This window comes from Paenarthrobacter histidinolovorans (genome assembly GCF_014647595.1).
Classification (GTDB): Bacteria; Actinomycetota; Actinomycetes; order Actinomycetales; family Micrococcaceae; genus Arthrobacter; species Arthrobacter histidinolovorans.
The window spans coordinates 101155-118046 of sequence record NZ_BMPM01000004.1; the positions used below are offsets into that span (position 1 = coordinate 101155).

A 16892-nucleotide genomic window follows, 5' to 3' on the forward strand; every position below is an offset into this window, starting at 1 on the left:
TGACAAAATAGACGGGTGAGTGAAGCTGGCGAATTCGTGGACTACACCCTGCAGATGGAATCGACGTGGGAGCGGGCAGAAGAGGCCAGTGCGCGCCTCGGCGAAGCCTTGAAAGTGTATGGCGCCTCCGTGGGGGCAGTCCGCGGGACGATCCGGGATGCGCTGAAGCGGTACAAGAACCTGGCCCATGACGAGATCACGGCTCTCAGTTCTGAACTGTGGGAACAGCCGGTCTTTGAACGACGACTGGCCGCGGTGGTCCTGCTGCAGACCAAGGTCGGTGTCCTCGTCAACACAGACCTCACCCGGATCGAAGGTTTCATCAGGCAGTCCGGCACCAGGGAGCTGGTGAACCCGCTGGCCACGGATGTGGTGCGTCCCCTGCTGGCACGGCTGGAAGGCCGGGCAAAGGATCGCGCTGAACGGGTGCTGGAGCGGTGGGCTGAAGATCCCGATCCCGAGCTTCGCCGCGCAGCGGCATTGGCCACTGGTGCTGCCACCTCTTGATAAGCATCAGAGACCGGCCTAGCGTTTCCCTACCGCGTGCCAGCGGAATCGAGAGACAGGTCGATCCATGAAATCGCTGTGGTTGGACAGGGAATCCGGCTTTACATCCGATGCCGTCCCCGAGGAAAAGCACTTTGACACGATAATTGTGGGTGCCGGGTTGACTGGCATGGTGACGGCATTGTTGTTGTCCCGTTCCGGTCAGCGCGTGGTGGTCTTTGAGGCACGCACCTTGGGGGCGGTGACCACGGGCAACACCACGGGCAAAGTGAGCCTGCTGCAAGGCGGAGCGTTGTCGTCCTTGCGCGGCCAGTACTCGCTCAAGGTGGTCCGGGCCTACGTGGAAGCCAACAAGTCGGGGCAAGCGTGGCTCACCCAGTACATGGACCAGCAGGGCGTCTCCTTCCAGCGCCGGACTGCGGTCACCTTCGCCACCACGGACGACGGCGCCCAGCGGCTTCGCAAAGAAGCCGCGGTGGCGCGGGACGCGGGTTTGGACGTCCATTTCAGTCGTGACCCCGGGGTGCCGTTTCCGGTGGTTGAAGCGTTGGAACTGGACGGCCAGGCGCAGATCCACCCGATGGAGCTTCTGGACGCCCTCGCTGCGGATATCCGCAAGCACGGGGGCCGCATTGTCGAAGGCGCGCAGGTGCAGGACGTTGGCTCCGGGCAGCCGCTTGAAGTCTCCACCCGCAAGGGCACGTTCACTGCCGACACCGTGGTGGTGGCCACGGGCACACCCATCCTTGATCGCGGCCTGTACTTCGCCAAGCTCGAACCCAACCGTTCATACGCGGCCGCCCTCCGCCCGCCGTCGGGGATGCCCCTCCCGCAAGCGATGTATTTGTCCATTGACGCGCCGACCCGGTCCCAGCGCACCCATCCGGCCCCTGGGGGTGAGCTGCTTCTGGTCGGCGGCTACGGGCACACGGGCGGCCGGGCCGTGTCACCGCAACAGCACCTGAATGATCTTCTGGGATGGGCCAACGAACACTATCCAGGTTCGGAAGTGACCCACACGTGGTCGGCACAGGACTACCAGGCGACCAACCTCATGCCGTTCTTCGGCAAGCTGCCGCGGGGGCACGGAAGGATATTCTTCGGTACGGGCTACAACAAGTGGGGGATGAGCAACGGCGTTGCCGCCGCGTTGTCTATCACCTCTGACATCCTGGGCGGCCAGTCCGACTGGGCAACCACCATCCATCACCGGGTGACCTCACCCCAAGGGGCGCTCCAAGCCGTTCGGCTCAACGCCAGTACTGCGAAACGGATGATCGAGGATACGGCGAGAGTCAGGAAGAACCCCGAAATTACTGACGGGACACATCCACCCGAGGGGTCCGGCGTCGTCGGCTTGTACAAAGGCGAACCTGCCGCGGTTTCCACGGTGGACGGCAAGGTCTGCATGGTATCTGCCAGTTGTGCCCACCTGGGCGGCCTGCTGACGTGGAACGATGCCGAGAAGTCGTGGGACTGCCCGCTTCACGGTTCCCGGTTCACGCCCGAAGGCAAGTACCTTGAGGGTCCGGCAACCCATGACCTGCACAAGTCTGTGGGCAAAAAGAAGAACTAGCCAAGCCTGTCGACGCGGCGCTGGGCCTGGTCTGCGCTGCGACGGAGCTGGGTTGCTGTCCTCACTGCGAGCTTCTTGCCGGACTCGGCGGATTCGGTATCTCGCACAATGCCAATGACTTCGGCCTCCAGAGCGGCCAGGCGTTTCTTTACCTCGTCGATTTCCGCCTGGACCTCCGAGCGCCGGCGTGCGAGCTCGTTAACAACCTCCCAGGCTTCGGAGGCCCGCTTCTCCGCGTCCTGTGCCTTCGTGTCGGCTGCGTCGAATTCGTCCTGGGCTTCCTTCAGGGCAGCCCGGCGTTTTGCCGCGCGGCGATCGGCCAGGGAGGTTGCTTGTTCCTTCGCTTCCTGTTTCCTGGGTGCCTTGTTCTTCTCTGCCTTGCCGTTTTCGGCCTTGCCGTCTTCTGCCTTGTCCTTGGCCCGGGACGTTTCCTTCGTATCAGCTGCTTTTTTCCTGGCCGGTTCCGCAGCCGGCCCGGTGGGGCTGTTGGTGCCGGCGATGTCTTCCGCTGAGGCTGCTGCGACGGCGTCCGTCAGGTCCACGGACTCGAAGCCACTTCCGCTCAGCGCCCGCACCAATCTCCCCGTGGCTACGGCCCGTGCAGCCCCGGAATCGGCCATGGCCGCCCTGAATGTTTGCTCAACATCCGACGCTGCAGCCGCGCTCAGCGGCGCTCCGAGTTCCCCCGCAAGATCCTTGGCCGCGTGAACGGCGGTGGTCAATTGCCCCTGCCGTTGCTGGCTGAGCTCGCGGAACGCTGCGGTATCCGACTCTTCCTGGGCGGCACGAAGGGACGCGCCGAAACGCACAACGCCGTCAATCACCTCCGGCTTGTGAACTGCCAGCATGTTGATGGCCCAGGCGCCGGCGGCGGGCTTGGGCAGGCGGCCGATCTCCTGTGCGAGTTCCTTGTGCCCCGCTTCCTTGGCCGTGCGCATCAAAGTTGTGCGTTCGGAGGTGAAGTCGCGGGGCAGGACGGCATACAGCTCCTGGGTGGCCTCATGGAGATCCATGGATCCATCCTAGGGTTCAGTGGTCGCCGTTGCCGGGAGCGAATCTTCAAAGCGGGCTGGCTTAGGGTAGCCTAAGTCGAGTGGACCAGATCATGAGTTTGCCCTTCGGTGTCGCCTTGGCAGCGCTGTTCGCCATCGTCATGATCCGCGTCAACGTGACGTACTGGATTGGTCGTGGGGCAGTAGCCGGCCTTTCCCATACCCGCTTCGGCGGATCACTGGAACGACCCAAAGCAGCCCGCGCCCAAGCCCTGATACAGCGATGGGGGCCGTACGCCGTCGTGATGTCCTTCCTGACCATTGGCCTCCAGACGGCCATCAATTTGGCCGCCGGCATGGCTCGCATGCCACTGCGCCGCTACCTGCCCGCCGCCATCGCAGGATCGGTGATCTGGGCTTTCCTTTATGCGACCATTGGGCTCGCGGCGCTCGAGGCATGGCTGGCTGTCGCTGCGACGTCGCCGCCGGGCGCAGCCTTTGGCCTCGCCGCGGTGGCGGCGGTGGTTGTCTGGGTTGTTGTGATCCGCAGGCGTCGGGCAGCAGGCAAATCAGCGGATACAGTGGTCTGAGTTCTACTGCTGGATCGGCGAAAGGCTCGGGTTGACTACTGCATTACCGGAACTGGCGGACGGTGATTTCTACTACGAATCATTGGGCGGTGGCCGTTTCCGCTCCACGATCCACGCCCAAGGCGCCTGGAATCCGCACGAACAACACATGGCACCGGCCTCGGGCATCCTCGCCGACGCCCTGTTGCGGCACGAGCCCAGGGACGATGTCCGTCTGGCGCGGATCAGCTATGAAATCCTGGGCCTCATTCCCGGCGGCGAGTTCCAGATCACTACCTCGACGCTGAGGCCGGGGAAGACCATTGAGCTGATTCAGGCTGAACTTTCCTCGGCAGGTCGTGTGGCCATCCGTGCTTCTGCCTGGCGGATGATCACCAGCGACACCAGTGCGGTGGCTGCCGTGGAGGACGAGCCCATGCCCGCCCCGGACGAATGCAAACCCTGGGATGGTGCCAGTGTTTGGCCCGGCGGGTATATCCGGTCCCTGGAGATGCGTCTCGCCGAGGGACACCGGCCCGGTTCGGGAAAGGTATGGATCCGCACAGCCCATCCGCTGACGGATGGCGCAGACAGCACTGACCTGGCCAGGCTGATGGGCCTCGTGGATACCGCCAACGGTATTGCGGCGCGTGTTCCGCCGGGGGAGAACAGCTACATCTTCCCGAACGTGGATTTGCAGATCCACATGTACCGCCCGCCCTCCGGCGAATGGCTGGGCCTGGACAACAAAGTCTCCTTTGGCGCCGACGGAATAGGGTTGACCTCCACGGTCCTTCATGACGTCCACGGACCATTCGGCAGGGCCGAGCAGATCCTGACGCTGAGGAAAAGCTGATGCCGGCGGCTGCCGAAGCCCGCAAGCAGCTCACGGTTTACCGGCAACAGGATTCGCTCGGCGCTGCCGGCGACCTCGACTTTGCCTTGGAACTGCTTAGGCGTGCCCGCAGCGGTCAGCTGGGTCCTTCGCTTCGCTTGTACCGCCCCGAGCCTACGGTCGCGTTCGGGCAGCGGGATGCCAACCTGCCGGGATTCTCCGCCGCCGAAACGGCCTGCCGGGAGCAAGGTTTCGAGCCGCTCATTCGGAAGGCCGGAGGGCGCGCTGCCGCTTATCATCAAGGCAGCCTGGTGATAGACCACATTGAGCCGCATCCGGACGCCATTGTCAGGGCAAAAGCCCGCTTCGCAGAGTTCGGAGAGTTGCTGGCCGGTGCCCTTCGCAGCGTCGGGGTCCACGCCGCCGTCGGCGAAATTCCGGGGGAGTACTGCCCGGGCGAGTTCAGTGTCCACGGTGAGGACCCCGATTTTCCTGCGCACAGGATCAAGCTCATCGGCACCGCCCAACGGGTCGTCTCCGGGGGTTGGTTGTTCAGTTCCGTGATTGTGGTGGAGAATTCCGGGCCCATCCGTGATGTCCTGACTGCCAGCTACGGCGCACTGGGCCTGGAGTGGGACCCGGCAACTGCCGGCGCCGCCAATGACTTGGTGCCACATCTGGATGTCGGCACCGTGGAGGCAGCCGTGATCGAGGCCTACCGCGGGTACGCGGACGTGGTCGACGGCGACTTCCGCAGTCTCGTGGGCTGATTGCCGCAGCGTCGTTGAGCCTGCCGCGAACCGGGTTTAGGCTGGGGTGATCAGGTACCCAATCACGCGAATCGCGGTGTAACGATGGGCCGGAAGCAGCATCCTATGGAGTATTCCGACGCGGAACTCAGTGTCGGCGCGCCCAAGCGATCCGCTGGTGGTTTGCCGAGCTTGACTGAAACACTGCCGCACGCCATGGCGTCCATGGGTCCAGCCAGGGCGTGGAAGACACTCAGGGCCGTCAACCAAAAAGACGGCTTCGATTGCATGAGTTGCGCGTGGCCGGATCCACCCGAACGCAAGCTCGCCGAATTTTGTGAGAACGGTGCCAAGGCCATCGGCTGGGAGGCAGAGCCGCTCAGGATCCCCGTCGGCTTCTGGGCGGAAAATACCTTGGCTTCCTTGGAACACAGGCCTGAGTATTGGCTCGGCCAGCAGGGCCGTCTGGTGGAACCGGTGTACAAAGCTGCAGGCGCGGACCGGTATGTGCCCATCGGTTGGGACCAGGCGTTCGAAATCATCGCGAGGGAGTTGAACGCCCTCCAATCGCCGGACCAGGCTACCTTCTACACGAGCGGGCGGACCAGCAACGAGGCTGCCTTCCTCTATCAACTGTTCGTGCGGGCGTTCGGGACCAACAACCTTCCCGATTGCTCCAACATGTGCCACGAGTCCACCGGCGTTGCCATGGGAGAGACCATCGGCGTGGGCAAATCGGCGATTACGTACAAGGACTTCGCGGCGTCGGACCTGATCATCATCATGGGACAGAATCCGGGCACCTGCCATCCGCGGATGCTGACCGCGTTGGAAGAGGCCAAACAGGCCGGGGCGAAAATCGTGGCCGTGAATCCTCTGCCGGAAGCCGGCCTGATCAACTTCCGGAACCCCCAACGTCCCCGGGGCCTGGTGGGAAAAGGCACAGACCTGGCGGACCAATTCCTGCAGATCCGCCTGGCCGGGGACATGGCGTTGCTGCAAGCAGTCTCCAAGCGGGTCCTCGACGCCGAAAGTGCGGCACCGGGGACCGTTCTGGACCGGGCCTTCATTGACACCCACTGCCAGGGTTTTGTGGGATTCGCCGCGCACCTGGCAACACTGGACGAAAGCGATGTCCTTGCGGCTACGGGACTGACCAGCGAGGAGATCGATGAACTCGCTGTAAGCTACCTGCACGCCGGCAAAGTCATCATCACCTGGGCCATGGGGCTGACCCAGCATAAGAAGGCTGTGTCCACCATCAAGGAGATCATCAACCTCCTGCTGCTGCGCGGTAACATCGGCAAGCCGGGGGCCGGGCCGTCTCCGATCAGGGGCCACAGCAATGTCCAGGGTGATCGGACTATGGGCATCTGGGAAAAGATGCCGCCACGCTTCCTTGTTGCCCTGCGGGACGAGTTCGGCTTTGACCCGCCCCGGAATAACGGTGTTGACGCAGTGGACAGTATCCGGGGTATGCGGGACGGCAGGATCAAAGTGTTGATGGCGCTCGGCGGTAACCTCGTCCACGCGATCTCGGACACCGCGGTGGCTGAGGAGGCCGTGAGGCGGACGCGGTTGTCCGTGCAGATCTCCACCAAGCTGAACCGTTCACACGTGGTGGTGGGGGAGCAGGCGCTGATCCTTCCAGCTTTGGGACGCACTGAGATGGACCGGCAGGGCGGGCGTGCGCAGTTCGTCACTGTTGAGGACACGGTCTGCGCGGTGCACAGTTCGGCCGGTACCTTGGAGCCGATTGCTCCTGGCGTCCTGTCCGAAGTTGCCATTGTCACCCGCCTGGCCCAAGCGGTCCTCGGCGGCAAGGTGCCGGTTGACTGGGCGGCTTTGCGGTCGGACTACGATCTCATCCGGGACCACATCGCTCACGTGGTGCCCGGGTTCGAGGACTTCAACCACCGTATCCGTCGGAAGGATGGGTTTGTCCTGCCGCACGGGCCCAGGGACAGCCGGACTTTCCCGACCTCTACCGGGAAGGCCATGTTCACTGTCAATGATCTAGAGACCATCGAGCTGCCGGCAGGGAGGCTGATCCTGCAGACCATCCGCTCCCACGACCAGTTCAACACCACGATGTATTCGTTGAATGACCGCTACAGGGGCATCAAGAAGGGCCGCATGGTTCTGTTTGTCAATCCCCGGGATCTTGGGGAGTTGGGCCATGAGGACGGTTCGTACGTGGATGTTCACAGCGAGGCCGGCGACGGCGTGGACCGGGTCCTGCGGCAACTGCGGGTAGTCGCGTACCCGACCGCCAGAGGCTGCGCGGCTGCGTATTACCCCGAAGCGAACGTCCTGGTTCCATTGGATTCAACGGCAGAGGAAAGCAACACGCCTGCTTCGAAATCGGTGATTATTCGCCTTGTGCCGGCTGCCGCCCCCGTGTTTGAGGGGGCAGCCGGCAAAGAGGCTTGAGGGTGCGGGCTTAGTGGCCGCGTGCTATCCATTCATCCAAGTGCGGCTTTTCCGCGGCGATGGTGGTGGTGTCGCCATGGCCCGTGCGGACGACGGTCTCTTCCGGCAGCGTCAGGAGTTTGGTCCTGATGGACTCGATGATGGTGGGGAAGTCGCTGTAGGAACGCCCTGTAGCTCCTGGCCCGCCTTGGAAAAGGGTGTCTCCGCTGAACAATGTGCCTTCACTGGGCAGGTGGAAGGACACCGAGCCGGGTGAATGCCCGGGTGTGTGGATTGCTGTGAGCTTTTCCCCGGCCACAGTGAACTCCTGGCCGTCCGTGATGGCGGCGTCGGGATTTTGCCCGGGGAACACTGCTTCCCACAGCATCCAGTCGTCCCGGTGCAGGTGGACGGGAGCTTTTACCAGTTCGCGGAATTCGCCTGCTGAGCTGATGTGGTCGTCATGTCCGTGCGTGAGCAGGATTGCTTTGACGGTTCGGCCGTTGACGGCGTCCATGACCGCTGCGGGGTTGTGGGCGGGGTCTATGACGATGCACTCGGAATCGTCGCCGATGATCCAGACGTTGTTATCCACGTCCCAGGTGCCACCGTCCAGGGAGAAGGTTCCGGAGGTGACAACGTTGCTGATGCTCAGGGTTTCGGTGCTCACAGTTCAACCACCGATCGCAGGACCGCACCGTGGTGCATCTTGTCGAAGGCTTCTTCCACCTGGTTGATGCTGATGCGTTCGGTGACGAAGGCATCGAGGTCCAGCTTGCCTTGTTTGTACAGGTCCACCAGCATGGGGAAGTCGCGGGACGGCAGGCAATCGCCATACCAGGAAGATTTGAGGGATCCGCCGCGGCCAAAAACGTCCAGCAGGGGAAGTTCGAGGGTCATCTCCGGAGTAGGAACCCCCACCAGGACAACGGTGCCTGCCAGGTCACGTGCGTAGAAGGCCTGCTTGTAGGTTTCGGGACGTCCGACGGCGTCAATCACCACGTCTGCGCCGAAGCCGCCGGTGAGAGCACGGATTTCTTCGACGGGGTCCCCTGCGGAGGAATCTACGGTATGGGTGGCACCCAGGTCCTTGGCGCGTTCCAGCTTCTTGGCGTCGATGTCCACGGCGATGATGGTGGTGGCGCCGGCGAGCGCCGCTCCGGCGATGGCTGCGACACCCACGCCACCGCATCCGATGACAGCGACTGAGTCGCCGCGCTTGACTCCGCCGGTGTTCAAGGCGGCGCCGAGCCCTGCCATGACGCCGCAGCCGAGCAGTCCGACGGCGGCAGCATCGGCGTCGGGGTCTACTTTGGTGCACTGACCTGCGGCGACCAGTGTCTTTTCGATGAAGGCTCCGATGCCCAGCGCCGGGGAGAGTTCGGTGCCGTCTTCGAGGGTCATCTTCTGGGTGGCGTTGTGGGTGTTGAAGCAGTACTGGGCCTGGCCGCGTTTGCAGGCGCGGCAGTTGCCGCAGACGGCACGCCAGTTCAGGACAACGCGGTCGCCGGGGGCTACGTCCGTGACGTCCGGGCCGACTGCGCTGACCACGCCGGTCGCTTCGTGGCCGAGAAGGAACGGGAAGTCGTCGCTGATGCCGCCGAGCTTGTAGTGCAGGTCGGTGTGGCAGACGCCGCTGGTGAGGATGTCCACCAGGGCTTCGCCGGGGCCGGGTTCGGGCACGAGGACGGTTTCGAGGGTTGCGGGTGCGCCCTTGGATCGGACGACGACGCCTTTGACTGCGTGGACCATTGAAGTGGTTCCCTTCGGGCTCGCGGAGGGCGGGCCCGGCTAATGCAGCATTAACGCAGCAGGGCCCGCTACGGATTCCCATTCTGTCTATCACAGGTGGCAGACAGTGTGTGGTTTGTTCCGTGCGGACCCCTGGCCGGTTACGGCTGGTGCTTATGCGGCGAGACGGCTTTCCACCTCGGCCGCGGAGGGGTTGGTTGCGGCGGTTCCGTCCGGGAAGAGGACGGTGGGCACGGTGCGGTTGCCTCCATTGAGCTGCTCGACGAGTTCGGCCGTGCCATCCACTTCTTCGATGTTGATCTCGGTGTAGCCGATGCCCTTGGCATCCAGCTGCTTCTTCAGGCGGTTGCAGTAGCCGCACCAGGTGGTCGAGAACATGGTGATGGTGCCGGAGTCGGGAGTGAAGTCCACGGAGCTCTCCTCAGTTGTGGTTGTTTGGACGGAGTGTTTCGTTCCTAACAACGGTAACCCGGCGCAGAATAATTCCCGATTGGCCGCCGACCGGTTTACCTCACTCGGGTGTGCTGGTGTGTTTCCGGGGGACAGGGCAGACTGTTGCCATGTGTGGACGTTACGTGATGGCCCGTGCCGTGGGAGACCTGCTCGCTGACTTTGACGCTGAGCTTGAGAACGAGATTGCCCTGGAGAAGTCGTGGAATGTTGCCCCGACGGACGCGGTTCCGATCGTTTTGGAGCGGTTGGTCGATGACGACGTCAAAAGACAGCTCCATGTAGCCAAGTGGGGGCTGGTGCCTTCCTGGGCCAAGGATCCCAAGGGTGGGGCGCGGCTGATCAACGCCCGCAGCGAGACCCTTCTGGAGAAGCCTTCTTTCAAGAAGGCTGCCGTGGCCCGTCGGTGCGCGGTGCCTGCGGACGGCTATTACGAGTGGAAGAAGGGCGAGGGCAAGAACAAGCAGCCGTACTACGTCCACCCGGGTGACGGACACGGCCTGGTGTTTGCCGGTTTGTATGAGTGGTGGCGGGACCAAGCGGCATCCCCGGACGATCCAGGGCGGTGGTTGCTGTCGATGTCCATCCTCACTGCGGACACCCCGACGGCGGATTCGGCCCGTACACGACGCAGCGCCTCCGTGTTCGACGAACTCACGGCGCTCCATGACCGCGTTCCGTTGCCCATGAGCACAGAGACGATGGAAGCATGGCTGGATCCGCGGGAGAAGGACGCCGCAGGTCTGGTGGAGATGGTCCGTTCAAGGGCGCACGATGCCGCTGCCGATTGGACGCTGGACCCGGTGGGGGCCGCCGTCGGAAATGTCCGCAACAACTCACCGGAACTTATCGAACCGGTGAAAGGTCTCTTCTGAGAGTCAGAGAGCTTCGCTGACCGGTACGCCGGACTGGAACTCCCGGCCGTCTGCTTCGCTGAAGGCGGTCATGACGTGGCCTTTGCTGAGGCCGTGGATGGCGGACAGGGGGAAGTTTCCGGTGATGACGTTGCCGGAGTGCTCCACGCCCTTGATGTCGTAGTTTTCCTCCGCGCTGAGCGAGTGGTTGAACGAATAGAAGGAAATCGCCTCACCGTTCATGAATTCGATGCCGAGCCTGCGCTGTGAGGAGTAGTCTTCGCTGGCAGCAACAAGGCCCACGACGTAAGCGCCGGAGCCTGGTATGTTGCCATCAATTTCGAACCGGGCCACGAGGTGGTCTTCCGCGGCGGAGATGTTGACCTGCTTCAGGAGTGCGTCATTGGTGCTCATGCCACAATCCTGCTCTGTGGACCGCCTGCCGTCCACCCCTTCGGGTCATCCCGACCCGGCTCACCCCTCCAGGAGCAGACGGATGTTTTTGGCGACAACTGACTTGTCAATGCCGTTACCCTTGCGCGCGGTGAGCAGGTGCAGGGCCAGGCCATCGCTGTAATCCGATACTGCTTCGGCGCGGGCCCGGGCGTCCGATAGTCCCAGGCGTTCGAGCAGAAATGCCAGCGCGGACACCAGCCGCTCATGACCGGCTGCCACCGTTTCCGGTTGGTCCAGCGCAAAGACGAAGCGGGCCCGGGTGAGCGGGGCGTTCGCATCGGAGAGTCCCATGACCGCCGCGGCGAGCTGCTCCGCCAAGGCCGCCGCCGTCGTCGGGAGTTCCCTCTGGTCCCCTTGAAGCAGGAGGCTGTCCAGTTCTTCGACGCGGTCGACGGCGGCGCCCACCAGGGCGGCGCGGTTGCGGAAGTAATTCGATGTGGTTCCGACGGCGACGCCGGCCCGGGCGTCGACGGCACGGTGGGTCAGTCCTTTGAGGCCCTGGTCGGCGACGACGGCGAGCGCGGCGTCGGCTAGTTGGGTTCGTCGGTCCGGCATGGCCAAAGTCTAACTTCAACCCCTGGTACTACTACAAATGTAGTAGTACAGTGTGGGCATGAAAAAGGTGGACATCATTGGTGGGGGTATTGCCGGCCTGGCGCTCGCGGCCCGACTCGACCCGGGCGCTTTCGACGTCACGGTGTACGAGCAAAGGCCGGAGCTGCCAGCCGTGGGGACAACACTGGCCATGTGGCCCGGAGCCCAGGACGCCTTGGCAAAGATCGGGATCCTCGGGCCGGTGCGGAGCCGGGGATCCATCATTGCAGGCGGCGCCCTGCGCAGCCCCCAGGGAGAAGCGCTGCTTTCCATGGACGGGGGAGGGCTGGTGGGCATATCCCGGCCCGAACTGCTGAAGCTGTTGAACATGGCGGTGCCGTCATCGGTCACCCGGTCGGTTGGCAGGGTTGACCGGGTCCAGGGTGGAGCGTGGCTGACTGTGGGTGCTGACGGGGTGAACAGTGTGGTCCGGCGCAGCTACTGGGGCGAGCGGAGTGCGGCCAAGCCAACCCCGTTCCTGGCAGTCAGGGGAGTAGTTCCAAGTACGCCCGAACCCGGGGACGTTGGCGAATATTGGGGCCGGGGAGAGATCTTTGGCCTGGCCCCAGCCGTAGGCGGAAGCAACTGGTACGCCTCCTACCGGTCCGACCTCGGACCGGACAAAGTGGAAGCCCCCGAAGCCCTCGAAATCACCCGGCGCCGGTACGCGGGATACCCGGAAGCCGTGAAGAAAGTCCTGGCCCAGGCGTCAGAAGAAACTTCCTTGGCCCAGCGCATCTGGACAACCCCTCCCTTGGCCCGCTACGCACGGGGCAATGTGGTGTTGATAGGGGATGCGGCCCACGCCATGACGCCGAACCTGGGCAGGGGCGCCTGCGAGGCAATCATCGACGCCGTGACGTTGGGGGACCTGCTCAACGAACAACCCCTCGATGCAGCGCTCGCCGCCTATGGCAGCAAGCGCGTACTGCGCACCCAGCAGCTAAGGATCGCCTCGGCCCTCATGGGAAGCGTCGCAATGGCCCAGGGGATGCAACCGCTGCGTGACGGCGTGCTGAAGCGGGTTGGAAAGCGTGTCTCCAAGGCTTCTGCACAGGCAGGAACTTCGAAGTAGGTTTTGCCCGGGCCTCGGCGTAAACTGGAATTATTCGAACATACTTTCGAATCAAACCGGACCGGCGTAATTGAGGTGTGAAATGGGGCTGTTCAGCGAGTCCGTCGGAGTGATCTGCACGGAAACAGGCCAGCCACAGGAAGTCCAATGGAAAGGGACGCACTACACCGTTACCAACGAGCCCGTCCGCTGGTTCGAACGTCGCCAATGGTGGGCCGAAGAAAACCGTGCACCCATCGGAGCCGGCGCAGGCCTGGTCGACCACGAGATCTGGCGCGTCCAGCTTCAACCACAGCAGAGCGGCCAAACCATCACACTTGACCTTGCCAGGCACGTCGGCAGCGGGCGTTGGAGACTGATTCGAATCCACGACGCCGCGCCCGCCCGATCCGTTGAACCAGACGAAGCAGCGTGAACCTTGAGCTTTACCCACCTGCACGTCTCAACAGCCTTCAGTGCACACTACGGCGTCTCCTGGCCCGATGAACTCGCCCAAACAGCCGCAGCAGACGGAGCAACCGCGCTCGCCTGCACAGACAGAGATGGCCTGTACGGCACCGTCAAACACCTCAAAGCCTGCATGGAAGCAGGCATCGACCCCATCGTCGGTGTAGACCTGGCAGTCTTCGACGACGACGGCGACCACCGCACCCAGGTCGCGGGCCGCGTCGTCGTACTGGCCCACGGCCATAACAACGGCGCCGGATACCGCGCACTGTGCCGCCTGGTATCCGATGCCCACGCCCGCACCTCGGGAAAAGCCGGAGGCAAGGTCCCCATTGCACTGACCCGAGGCGAACTTGCCTCCAGGACCCTGGACCCCAAAACCCTCAAACCCGTCCTCACGGTCATGATCGGACCGGACTCGGATGTCGGAAGAGCCATGGGCGGACGCAAATACCTGAGGCCCAGAACCCTCTTCAAACAATGGATCGATGCCATGCCACCAGGCACCATCGTCGCCGAAACTGTGTCCCACCTCAGCGCCCCGGGCGAACCCCTCAGCACGGCCCATGCCGTACGGATGCTGAAGCTGGCCCTCGAATACAACGTCCCCGCCATCCTTAGCAACGCCGTGCGCTATTGCGCCCAGGACGGGGCGGCAACCGCAGACGTCCTGGACTCAGCGCGCACCCTGAAATCCCTCCCCGAACTCTCCGCCGCACCCATGCTTCAACCCACAGTCATGCTCCAACCCACAGTCCTGCTCCAACCCACAGGGCAAGGCTGGCTGAAAAACCGCCACCACATGCTCCAGCTCGGCAAGGAAATCATGAATGCAGCCGGCCTGGGCCAAGCCGACCTCAACAAACTGCTCGCCAACACCGAAGCGCTCGCCGACAAATGCCGTATTGACCCTGTCCTGGACATGGGATGGAAACAGCCAGTGGTGCCCGAAGCCTCCATCATCGGCATCGACAACCACCCCATGGTGGAGCTGACCCAACGCTGCGAAGCAGGAATCACCAGACGGTTTCCCGGCATCAGCACAGAAGCGGAGAGCCGGGTGCGCTCGCGGCTGGAGCATGAACTCGGGATCATTGGCAGGCTCGGCTTTGGGTCCTACTTCCTCACCGTGGCAGAGGTTTCCAGAATGATCCTTGACATGGGGGTCAGGGTTGCCGCGCGCGGCTCAGGCGCCTCCAGCCTGGTGAATTACCTGATTGACATCAGCCAAGTGGATCCCATCCGCCATGACCTCATTTTTGAACGGTTTCTTTCCGGACGCCGGTCCACGCTGCCTGATATTGACATCGATGTTGAAAGCGCGGAACGCCATAACGTCTACCGGAAGATCTTTGATCGGTTCGGGGCTGAACGTGTGACGCTCATGAGCATGCAGAACGGGTACCGGGCCCGCGGCGCAGTCAGGGATGCGGGGATGGCACTGGGGATGGATGAGAGTGAAGTCAGTGATATCGCCAAGCAGCTGTGGAGATTCTCCGCGAGGAAATTCCGGGAAGCATTGGTGGAAAAGCCGGAGCTTCGTGACTTTGCCGGCCGGGTGGAACGCGGTGGAGTGGAGGAAAACCAGCAGCTCGATCTCCTGGTGGACCTGACGGAAAGGCTGGACAGGTTACCCCGGCACATTTCCATGCATCCGTGCGGGGTCATCCTGGGAGATGCAACGCTCCTTGACCGGACCCCTGTCCAGCCCAGTGGGCTTGGCTTGCCCATGAGCCAGTTCGACAAACACGACATGGATCCCATGGGCATGCTCAAACTGGACGTCCTGGGCGTGCGGATGCAAAGCGCTATGGCCTTCGCTGTACGGGAAGTGATCCGGTTGCATCCTTCCAAGGCTGAAGTGGTGGCTGCTGGAAGGCACCCGGTGGGCCCACAAGGCTCAGGACCCGACTTCATTGCCGAGGACGGCAGGATTGAGCTCAATGCCGTTCCTTTTGACGACGAGCCAACATTCGAACTGATCCGAAGTACCCACACCCTGGGGTGTTTCCAGATCGAGTCACCAGGCCAACGGGAACTCATCGGGAAGATGGCCCCGCGTGAATTCAATGACCTCATCATTGATATTTCATTGTTCCGGCCAGGGCCCATGAAGTCGGATATGGTGCGTCCTTTCCTGGAGCACAGGCACGGTTTTGCACCGGAGGTCTATCCGCACCAGGACCTCAAGCCTGTGTTGGAGGAAACCCATGGCGTGACGGTGTTCCATGAGCAGATCCTGAAGACGTTCGATGTCATGACCGGTTGCGGGCTGGCAAGGGCTGATGAGTTCCGGCGGGCGCTCGGTGATGAAGTCCGCGAACCCGAGGTGGAGAAGTACTTCCGACGTGAGGCGATCAGGAACTACACCCCTGAGGTGGTGGACAAGGTCTGGGGGACGCTGAAGGCCTTTGGCAGCTTTGGTTTCTGCAAGGCGCACGGGGCTGCTTTTGCTGTTCCTACCTACCAATCGGCGTGGCTGAAAGCCCATCATCCCGAAGCCTTCCTGGCGGGGCTGTGGGAACATGATCCCGGAATGTATCCCAAGCGGCTGTTGGTGGCTGAAGCCCGCAGGCTCGGCATTCCCATTTTGCCGCTGGACATCAACCGTAGCCAGGCTGAGTACAGGGTGGAGAAGATCGCAGAGGGCCCCGACCACGGCAAACTGGGCATCCGGTTGAGCTTGTCAGGGATTTATGGGCTCTCAAAGGCTGAGCTGAAGAGAATCGTAGCGGGTCAACCCTTCGATTCTTTGGCTGATCTCCGGGCCCGTGCGAGGGTGAGCAAACCAAACATCAAAAGGCTGGCCCAACTCGGCGCCTTCGATGCCTTGCATAAAGATTCCGGCGGAAAAGCAAACCGGGCGGACCTTGTCCAGCATCTTCAAGCATTGCAGGGCAGTCCTTCAAAGAAACCGAACGGTGTCATCGAAGGGCAGTTGTCGTTTGCGCTGGGGGACGTCGAGCTGAAGAACCTTGCCCCGGAACTTCCTCCCACCACAATGATTGAAAATGTCAGGGCGGAGCTTGACCTCATGGCTGTGGATGTCAGCGAACACCTGATGGAGAGCCACCGCCCCCTCCTGGCGAAATTGGGGGTGACGACTGCCGACAAACTCCTTGGCCTGCGCAACGGAACAGAGGTGCTGGTGGCCGGTGTGCGTGTTGCCACCCAAACTCCTCCCATGCGCGGTGGACGGAGAGTGGTTTTCATCAGCATCGATGACGGCACTGGATGCGTGGATTCGGTCTTCTTCCACGAAGCCCAGGAAGAATCGGGACCACTGCTGTTCGGCACCCGGCTGTTGCTGATCAGGGGAACCACCAGGAGGACAGGTCCCAAGGGCATCAGCCTGAGCGCAAGCAAAGCCTGGGACCTTGGCCGGCCCGAATCGTTGCCGTACCCGGACCTCATCCAAGGCGGCGAGGTGCCGGCAGACGAATACCCGCTTCACGGCCCGCTTCATGGCATTTCAAGGAACCTTGCCATTACCGGCCTTGGAAGCTGAACGCCCCTGAATCCAGGCACGGCGTGCTGCTTTGGCCCCCCTAGCCGAAGCGGATACGATTGACGGTGGCTGGCTGTGGTCCCCGTACGCCACAAGCTATGAAGCCTTAACTATGA

General features: G+C 62.7%; 16 protein-coding genes. 10 read left to right on the forward strand and 6 right to left on the reverse strand.

What is annotated here, in order from left to right; translation table 11 throughout:
• Window positions 1-15: 15 nt before the first annotated feature.
• Window positions 16-507, forward strand: a complete 492-nt coding sequence (locus IEY62_RS11200) for a DNA alkylation repair protein (protein ID WP_189017559.1) — start codon at window positions 16-18, stop codon at window positions 505-507.
• 67 nt (window positions 508-574) lie between these two features.
• Complete coding sequence (locus IEY62_RS11205) at window positions 575-2083, forward strand: FAD-dependent oxidoreductase (RefSeq protein ID WP_189017562.1); 1509 nt, start codon at window positions 575-577, stop codon at window positions 2081-2083.
• Here the strand turns inward: IEY62_RS11205 and IEY62_RS11210 are convergent.
• A complete protein-coding gene (locus IEY62_RS11210) occupies window positions 2080-3096 on the reverse strand; it encodes a hypothetical protein (protein WP_189017565.1) in 1017 nt (338 codons plus the stop codon). The two genes, IEY62_RS11205 and IEY62_RS11210, sit on opposite strands and share 4 nt — an antisense overlap.
• Window positions 3097-3188: 92 nt before the next feature.
• Here IEY62_RS11210 and IEY62_RS11215 point away from each other — a divergent pair, with 92 nt between their 5' ends.
• The 4 genes from IEY62_RS11215 to IEY62_RS11230 all read left to right on the forward strand — a co-directional run bounded on the left by IEY62_RS11215 (window position 3189) and on the right by IEY62_RS11230 (window position 7661).
• Window positions 3189-3665 carry a DedA family protein gene (locus IEY62_RS11215; protein ID WP_229785230.1) on the forward strand — a complete coding sequence of 159 codons (477 nt, stop codon included), beginning with the start codon at window positions 3189-3191 and terminating at the stop codon, window positions 3663-3665.
• Window positions 3666-3696: 31 nt separating this feature from the next.
• Window positions 3697-4500 (forward strand): thioesterase family protein, encoded by an 804-nt coding sequence (locus tag IEY62_RS11220; RefSeq protein ID WP_189017571.1) that lies wholly within the window; start codon window positions 3697-3699, stop codon window positions 4498-4500.
• A complete protein-coding gene (locus tag IEY62_RS11225) occupies window positions 4500-5249 on the forward strand; it encodes a lipoate--protein ligase family protein (protein ID WP_189017574.1) in 750 nt (249 codons plus the stop codon). The genes IEY62_RS11220 and IEY62_RS11225 overlap by 1 nt, the downstream gene beginning before the upstream one ends.
• Before the next feature lie 84 nt (window positions 5250-5333).
• On the forward strand, window positions 5334-7661 hold the full coding sequence (locus IEY62_RS11230) for an FdhF/YdeP family oxidoreductase (RefSeq protein WP_189017577.1): 2328 nt from the start codon (window positions 5334-5336) through the stop codon (window positions 7659-7661).
• A 10-nt stretch (window positions 7662-7671) separates the two neighbouring features.
• Here the strand turns inward: IEY62_RS11230 and IEY62_RS11235 are convergent, their stop codons facing one another.
• From IEY62_RS11235 to IEY62_RS11245, 3 genes are all read right to left on the reverse strand, one after another.
• Window positions 7672-8310, reverse strand: a complete 639-nt coding sequence (locus IEY62_RS11235) for an MBL fold metallo-hydrolase (RefSeq protein ID WP_189017580.1) — start codon at window positions 8308-8310, stop codon at window positions 7672-7674.
• A complete protein-coding gene (locus IEY62_RS11240) occupies window positions 8307-9392 on the reverse strand; it encodes an S-(hydroxymethyl)mycothiol dehydrogenase (protein WP_189017583.1) in 1086 nt (361 codons plus the stop codon). Before IEY62_RS11240 ends, IEY62_RS11235 begins: the two co-directional genes overlap by 4 nt.
• A gap of 153 nt (window positions 9393-9545) precedes the next feature.
• On the reverse strand, window positions 9546-9803 hold the full coding sequence (locus tag IEY62_RS11245) for a mycoredoxin (protein WP_079582201.1): 258 nt from the start codon (window positions 9801-9803) through the stop codon (window positions 9546-9548).
• A 149-nt stretch (window positions 9804-9952) separates the two neighbouring features.
• Here IEY62_RS11245 and IEY62_RS11250 point away from each other — a divergent pair, with 149 nt between their 5' ends.
• A complete protein-coding gene (locus IEY62_RS11250) occupies window positions 9953-10717 on the forward strand; it encodes an SOS response-associated peptidase (RefSeq protein ID WP_189017586.1) in 765 nt (254 codons plus the stop codon).
• Between the two features lie 3 nt (window positions 10718-10720).
• Here the strand turns inward: IEY62_RS11250 and IEY62_RS11255 are convergent, their stop codons facing one another.
• Window positions 10721-11110 carry a hypothetical protein gene (locus tag IEY62_RS11255; RefSeq protein ID WP_189017589.1) on the reverse strand — a complete coding sequence of 130 codons (390 nt, stop codon included), beginning with the start codon at window positions 11108-11110 and terminating at the stop codon, window positions 10721-10723.
• A 60-nt stretch (window positions 11111-11170) separates the two neighbouring features.
• The gene (locus tag IEY62_RS11260; protein WP_189017592.1) at window positions 11171-11707 is read right to left on the reverse strand and encodes a TetR/AcrR family transcriptional regulator; all 537 of its coding nucleotides are present in this window, start codon (window positions 11705-11707) and stop codon (window positions 11171-11173) included.
• A 58-nt stretch (window positions 11708-11765) separates the two neighbouring features.
• On the opposite strand from IEY62_RS11260, the gene IEY62_RS11265 reads away from it, so the two are divergent.
• The 3 genes from IEY62_RS11265 to IEY62_RS11275 all read left to right on the forward strand — a co-directional run bounded on the left by IEY62_RS11265 (window position 11766) and on the right by IEY62_RS11275 (window position 16776).
• Window positions 11766-12821, forward strand: a complete 1056-nt coding sequence (locus IEY62_RS11265) for an FAD-dependent monooxygenase (protein WP_189017595.1) — start codon at window positions 11766-11768, stop codon at window positions 12819-12821.
• An 82-nt stretch (window positions 12822-12903) separates the two neighbouring features.
• The gene (locus tag IEY62_RS11270; protein ID WP_189017598.1) at window positions 12904-13236 is read left to right on the forward strand and encodes a DUF6504 family protein; all 333 of its coding nucleotides are present in this window, start codon (window positions 12904-12906) and stop codon (window positions 13234-13236) included.
• Window positions 13237-13239: 3 nt separating this feature from the next.
• Window positions 13240-16776, forward strand: a complete 3537-nt coding sequence (locus IEY62_RS11275; RefSeq protein WP_189017601.1) for a DNA polymerase III subunit alpha — start codon at window positions 13240-13242, stop codon at window positions 16774-16776.
• Window positions 16777-16892 lie beyond the last annotated feature (116 nt).

What these genes read in the sequence shown, in the direction of transcription:
- IEY62_RS11255 (WP_189017589.1), bottom strand. Translation starts at nt 11,110, where the DNA reads ATGAGCACCAATGACGCACTCCTGAAGCAGGTCAACATCTCCGCCGCG.
- IEY62_RS11205 (WP_189017562.1), top strand. Translation starts at nt 575, where the DNA reads ATGAAATCGCTGTGGTTGGACAGGGAATCCGGCTTTACATCCGATGCC.
- IEY62_RS11225 (WP_189017574.1), top strand. Translation starts at nt 4,500, where the DNA reads ATGCCGGCGGCTGCCGAAGCCCGCAAGCAGCTCACGGTTTACCGGCAA.
- IEY62_RS11270 (WP_189017598.1), top strand. Translation starts at nt 12,904, where the DNA reads ATGGGGCTGTTCAGCGAGTCCGTCGGAGTGATCTGCACGGAAACAGGC.
- IEY62_RS11250 (WP_189017586.1), top strand. Translation starts at nt 9,953, where the DNA reads ATGTGTGGACGTTACGTGATGGCCCGTGCCGTGGGAGACCTGCTCGCT.
- IEY62_RS11265 (WP_189017595.1), top strand. Translation starts at nt 11,766, where the DNA reads ATGAAAAAGGTGGACATCATTGGTGGGGGTATTGCCGGCCTGGCGCTC.
- IEY62_RS11215 (WP_229785230.1), top strand. Translation starts at nt 3,189, where the DNA reads ATGAGTTTGCCCTTCGGTGTCGCCTTGGCAGCGCTGTTCGCCATCGTC.
- IEY62_RS11210 (WP_189017565.1), bottom strand. Translation starts at nt 3,096, where the DNA reads ATGGATCTCCATGAGGCCACCCAGGAGCTGTATGCCGTCCTGCCCCGC.
- IEY62_RS11230 (WP_189017577.1), top strand. Translation starts at nt 5,334, where the DNA reads ATGGGCCGGAAGCAGCATCCTATGGAGTATTCCGACGCGGAACTCAGT.
- IEY62_RS11240 (WP_189017583.1), bottom strand. Translation starts at nt 9,392, where the DNA reads ATGGTCCACGCAGTCAAAGGCGTCGTCGTCCGATCCAAGGGCGCACCC.
- IEY62_RS11260 (WP_189017592.1), bottom strand. Translation starts at nt 11,707, where the DNA reads ATGCCGGACCGACGAACCCAACTAGCCGACGCCGCGCTCGCCGTCGTC.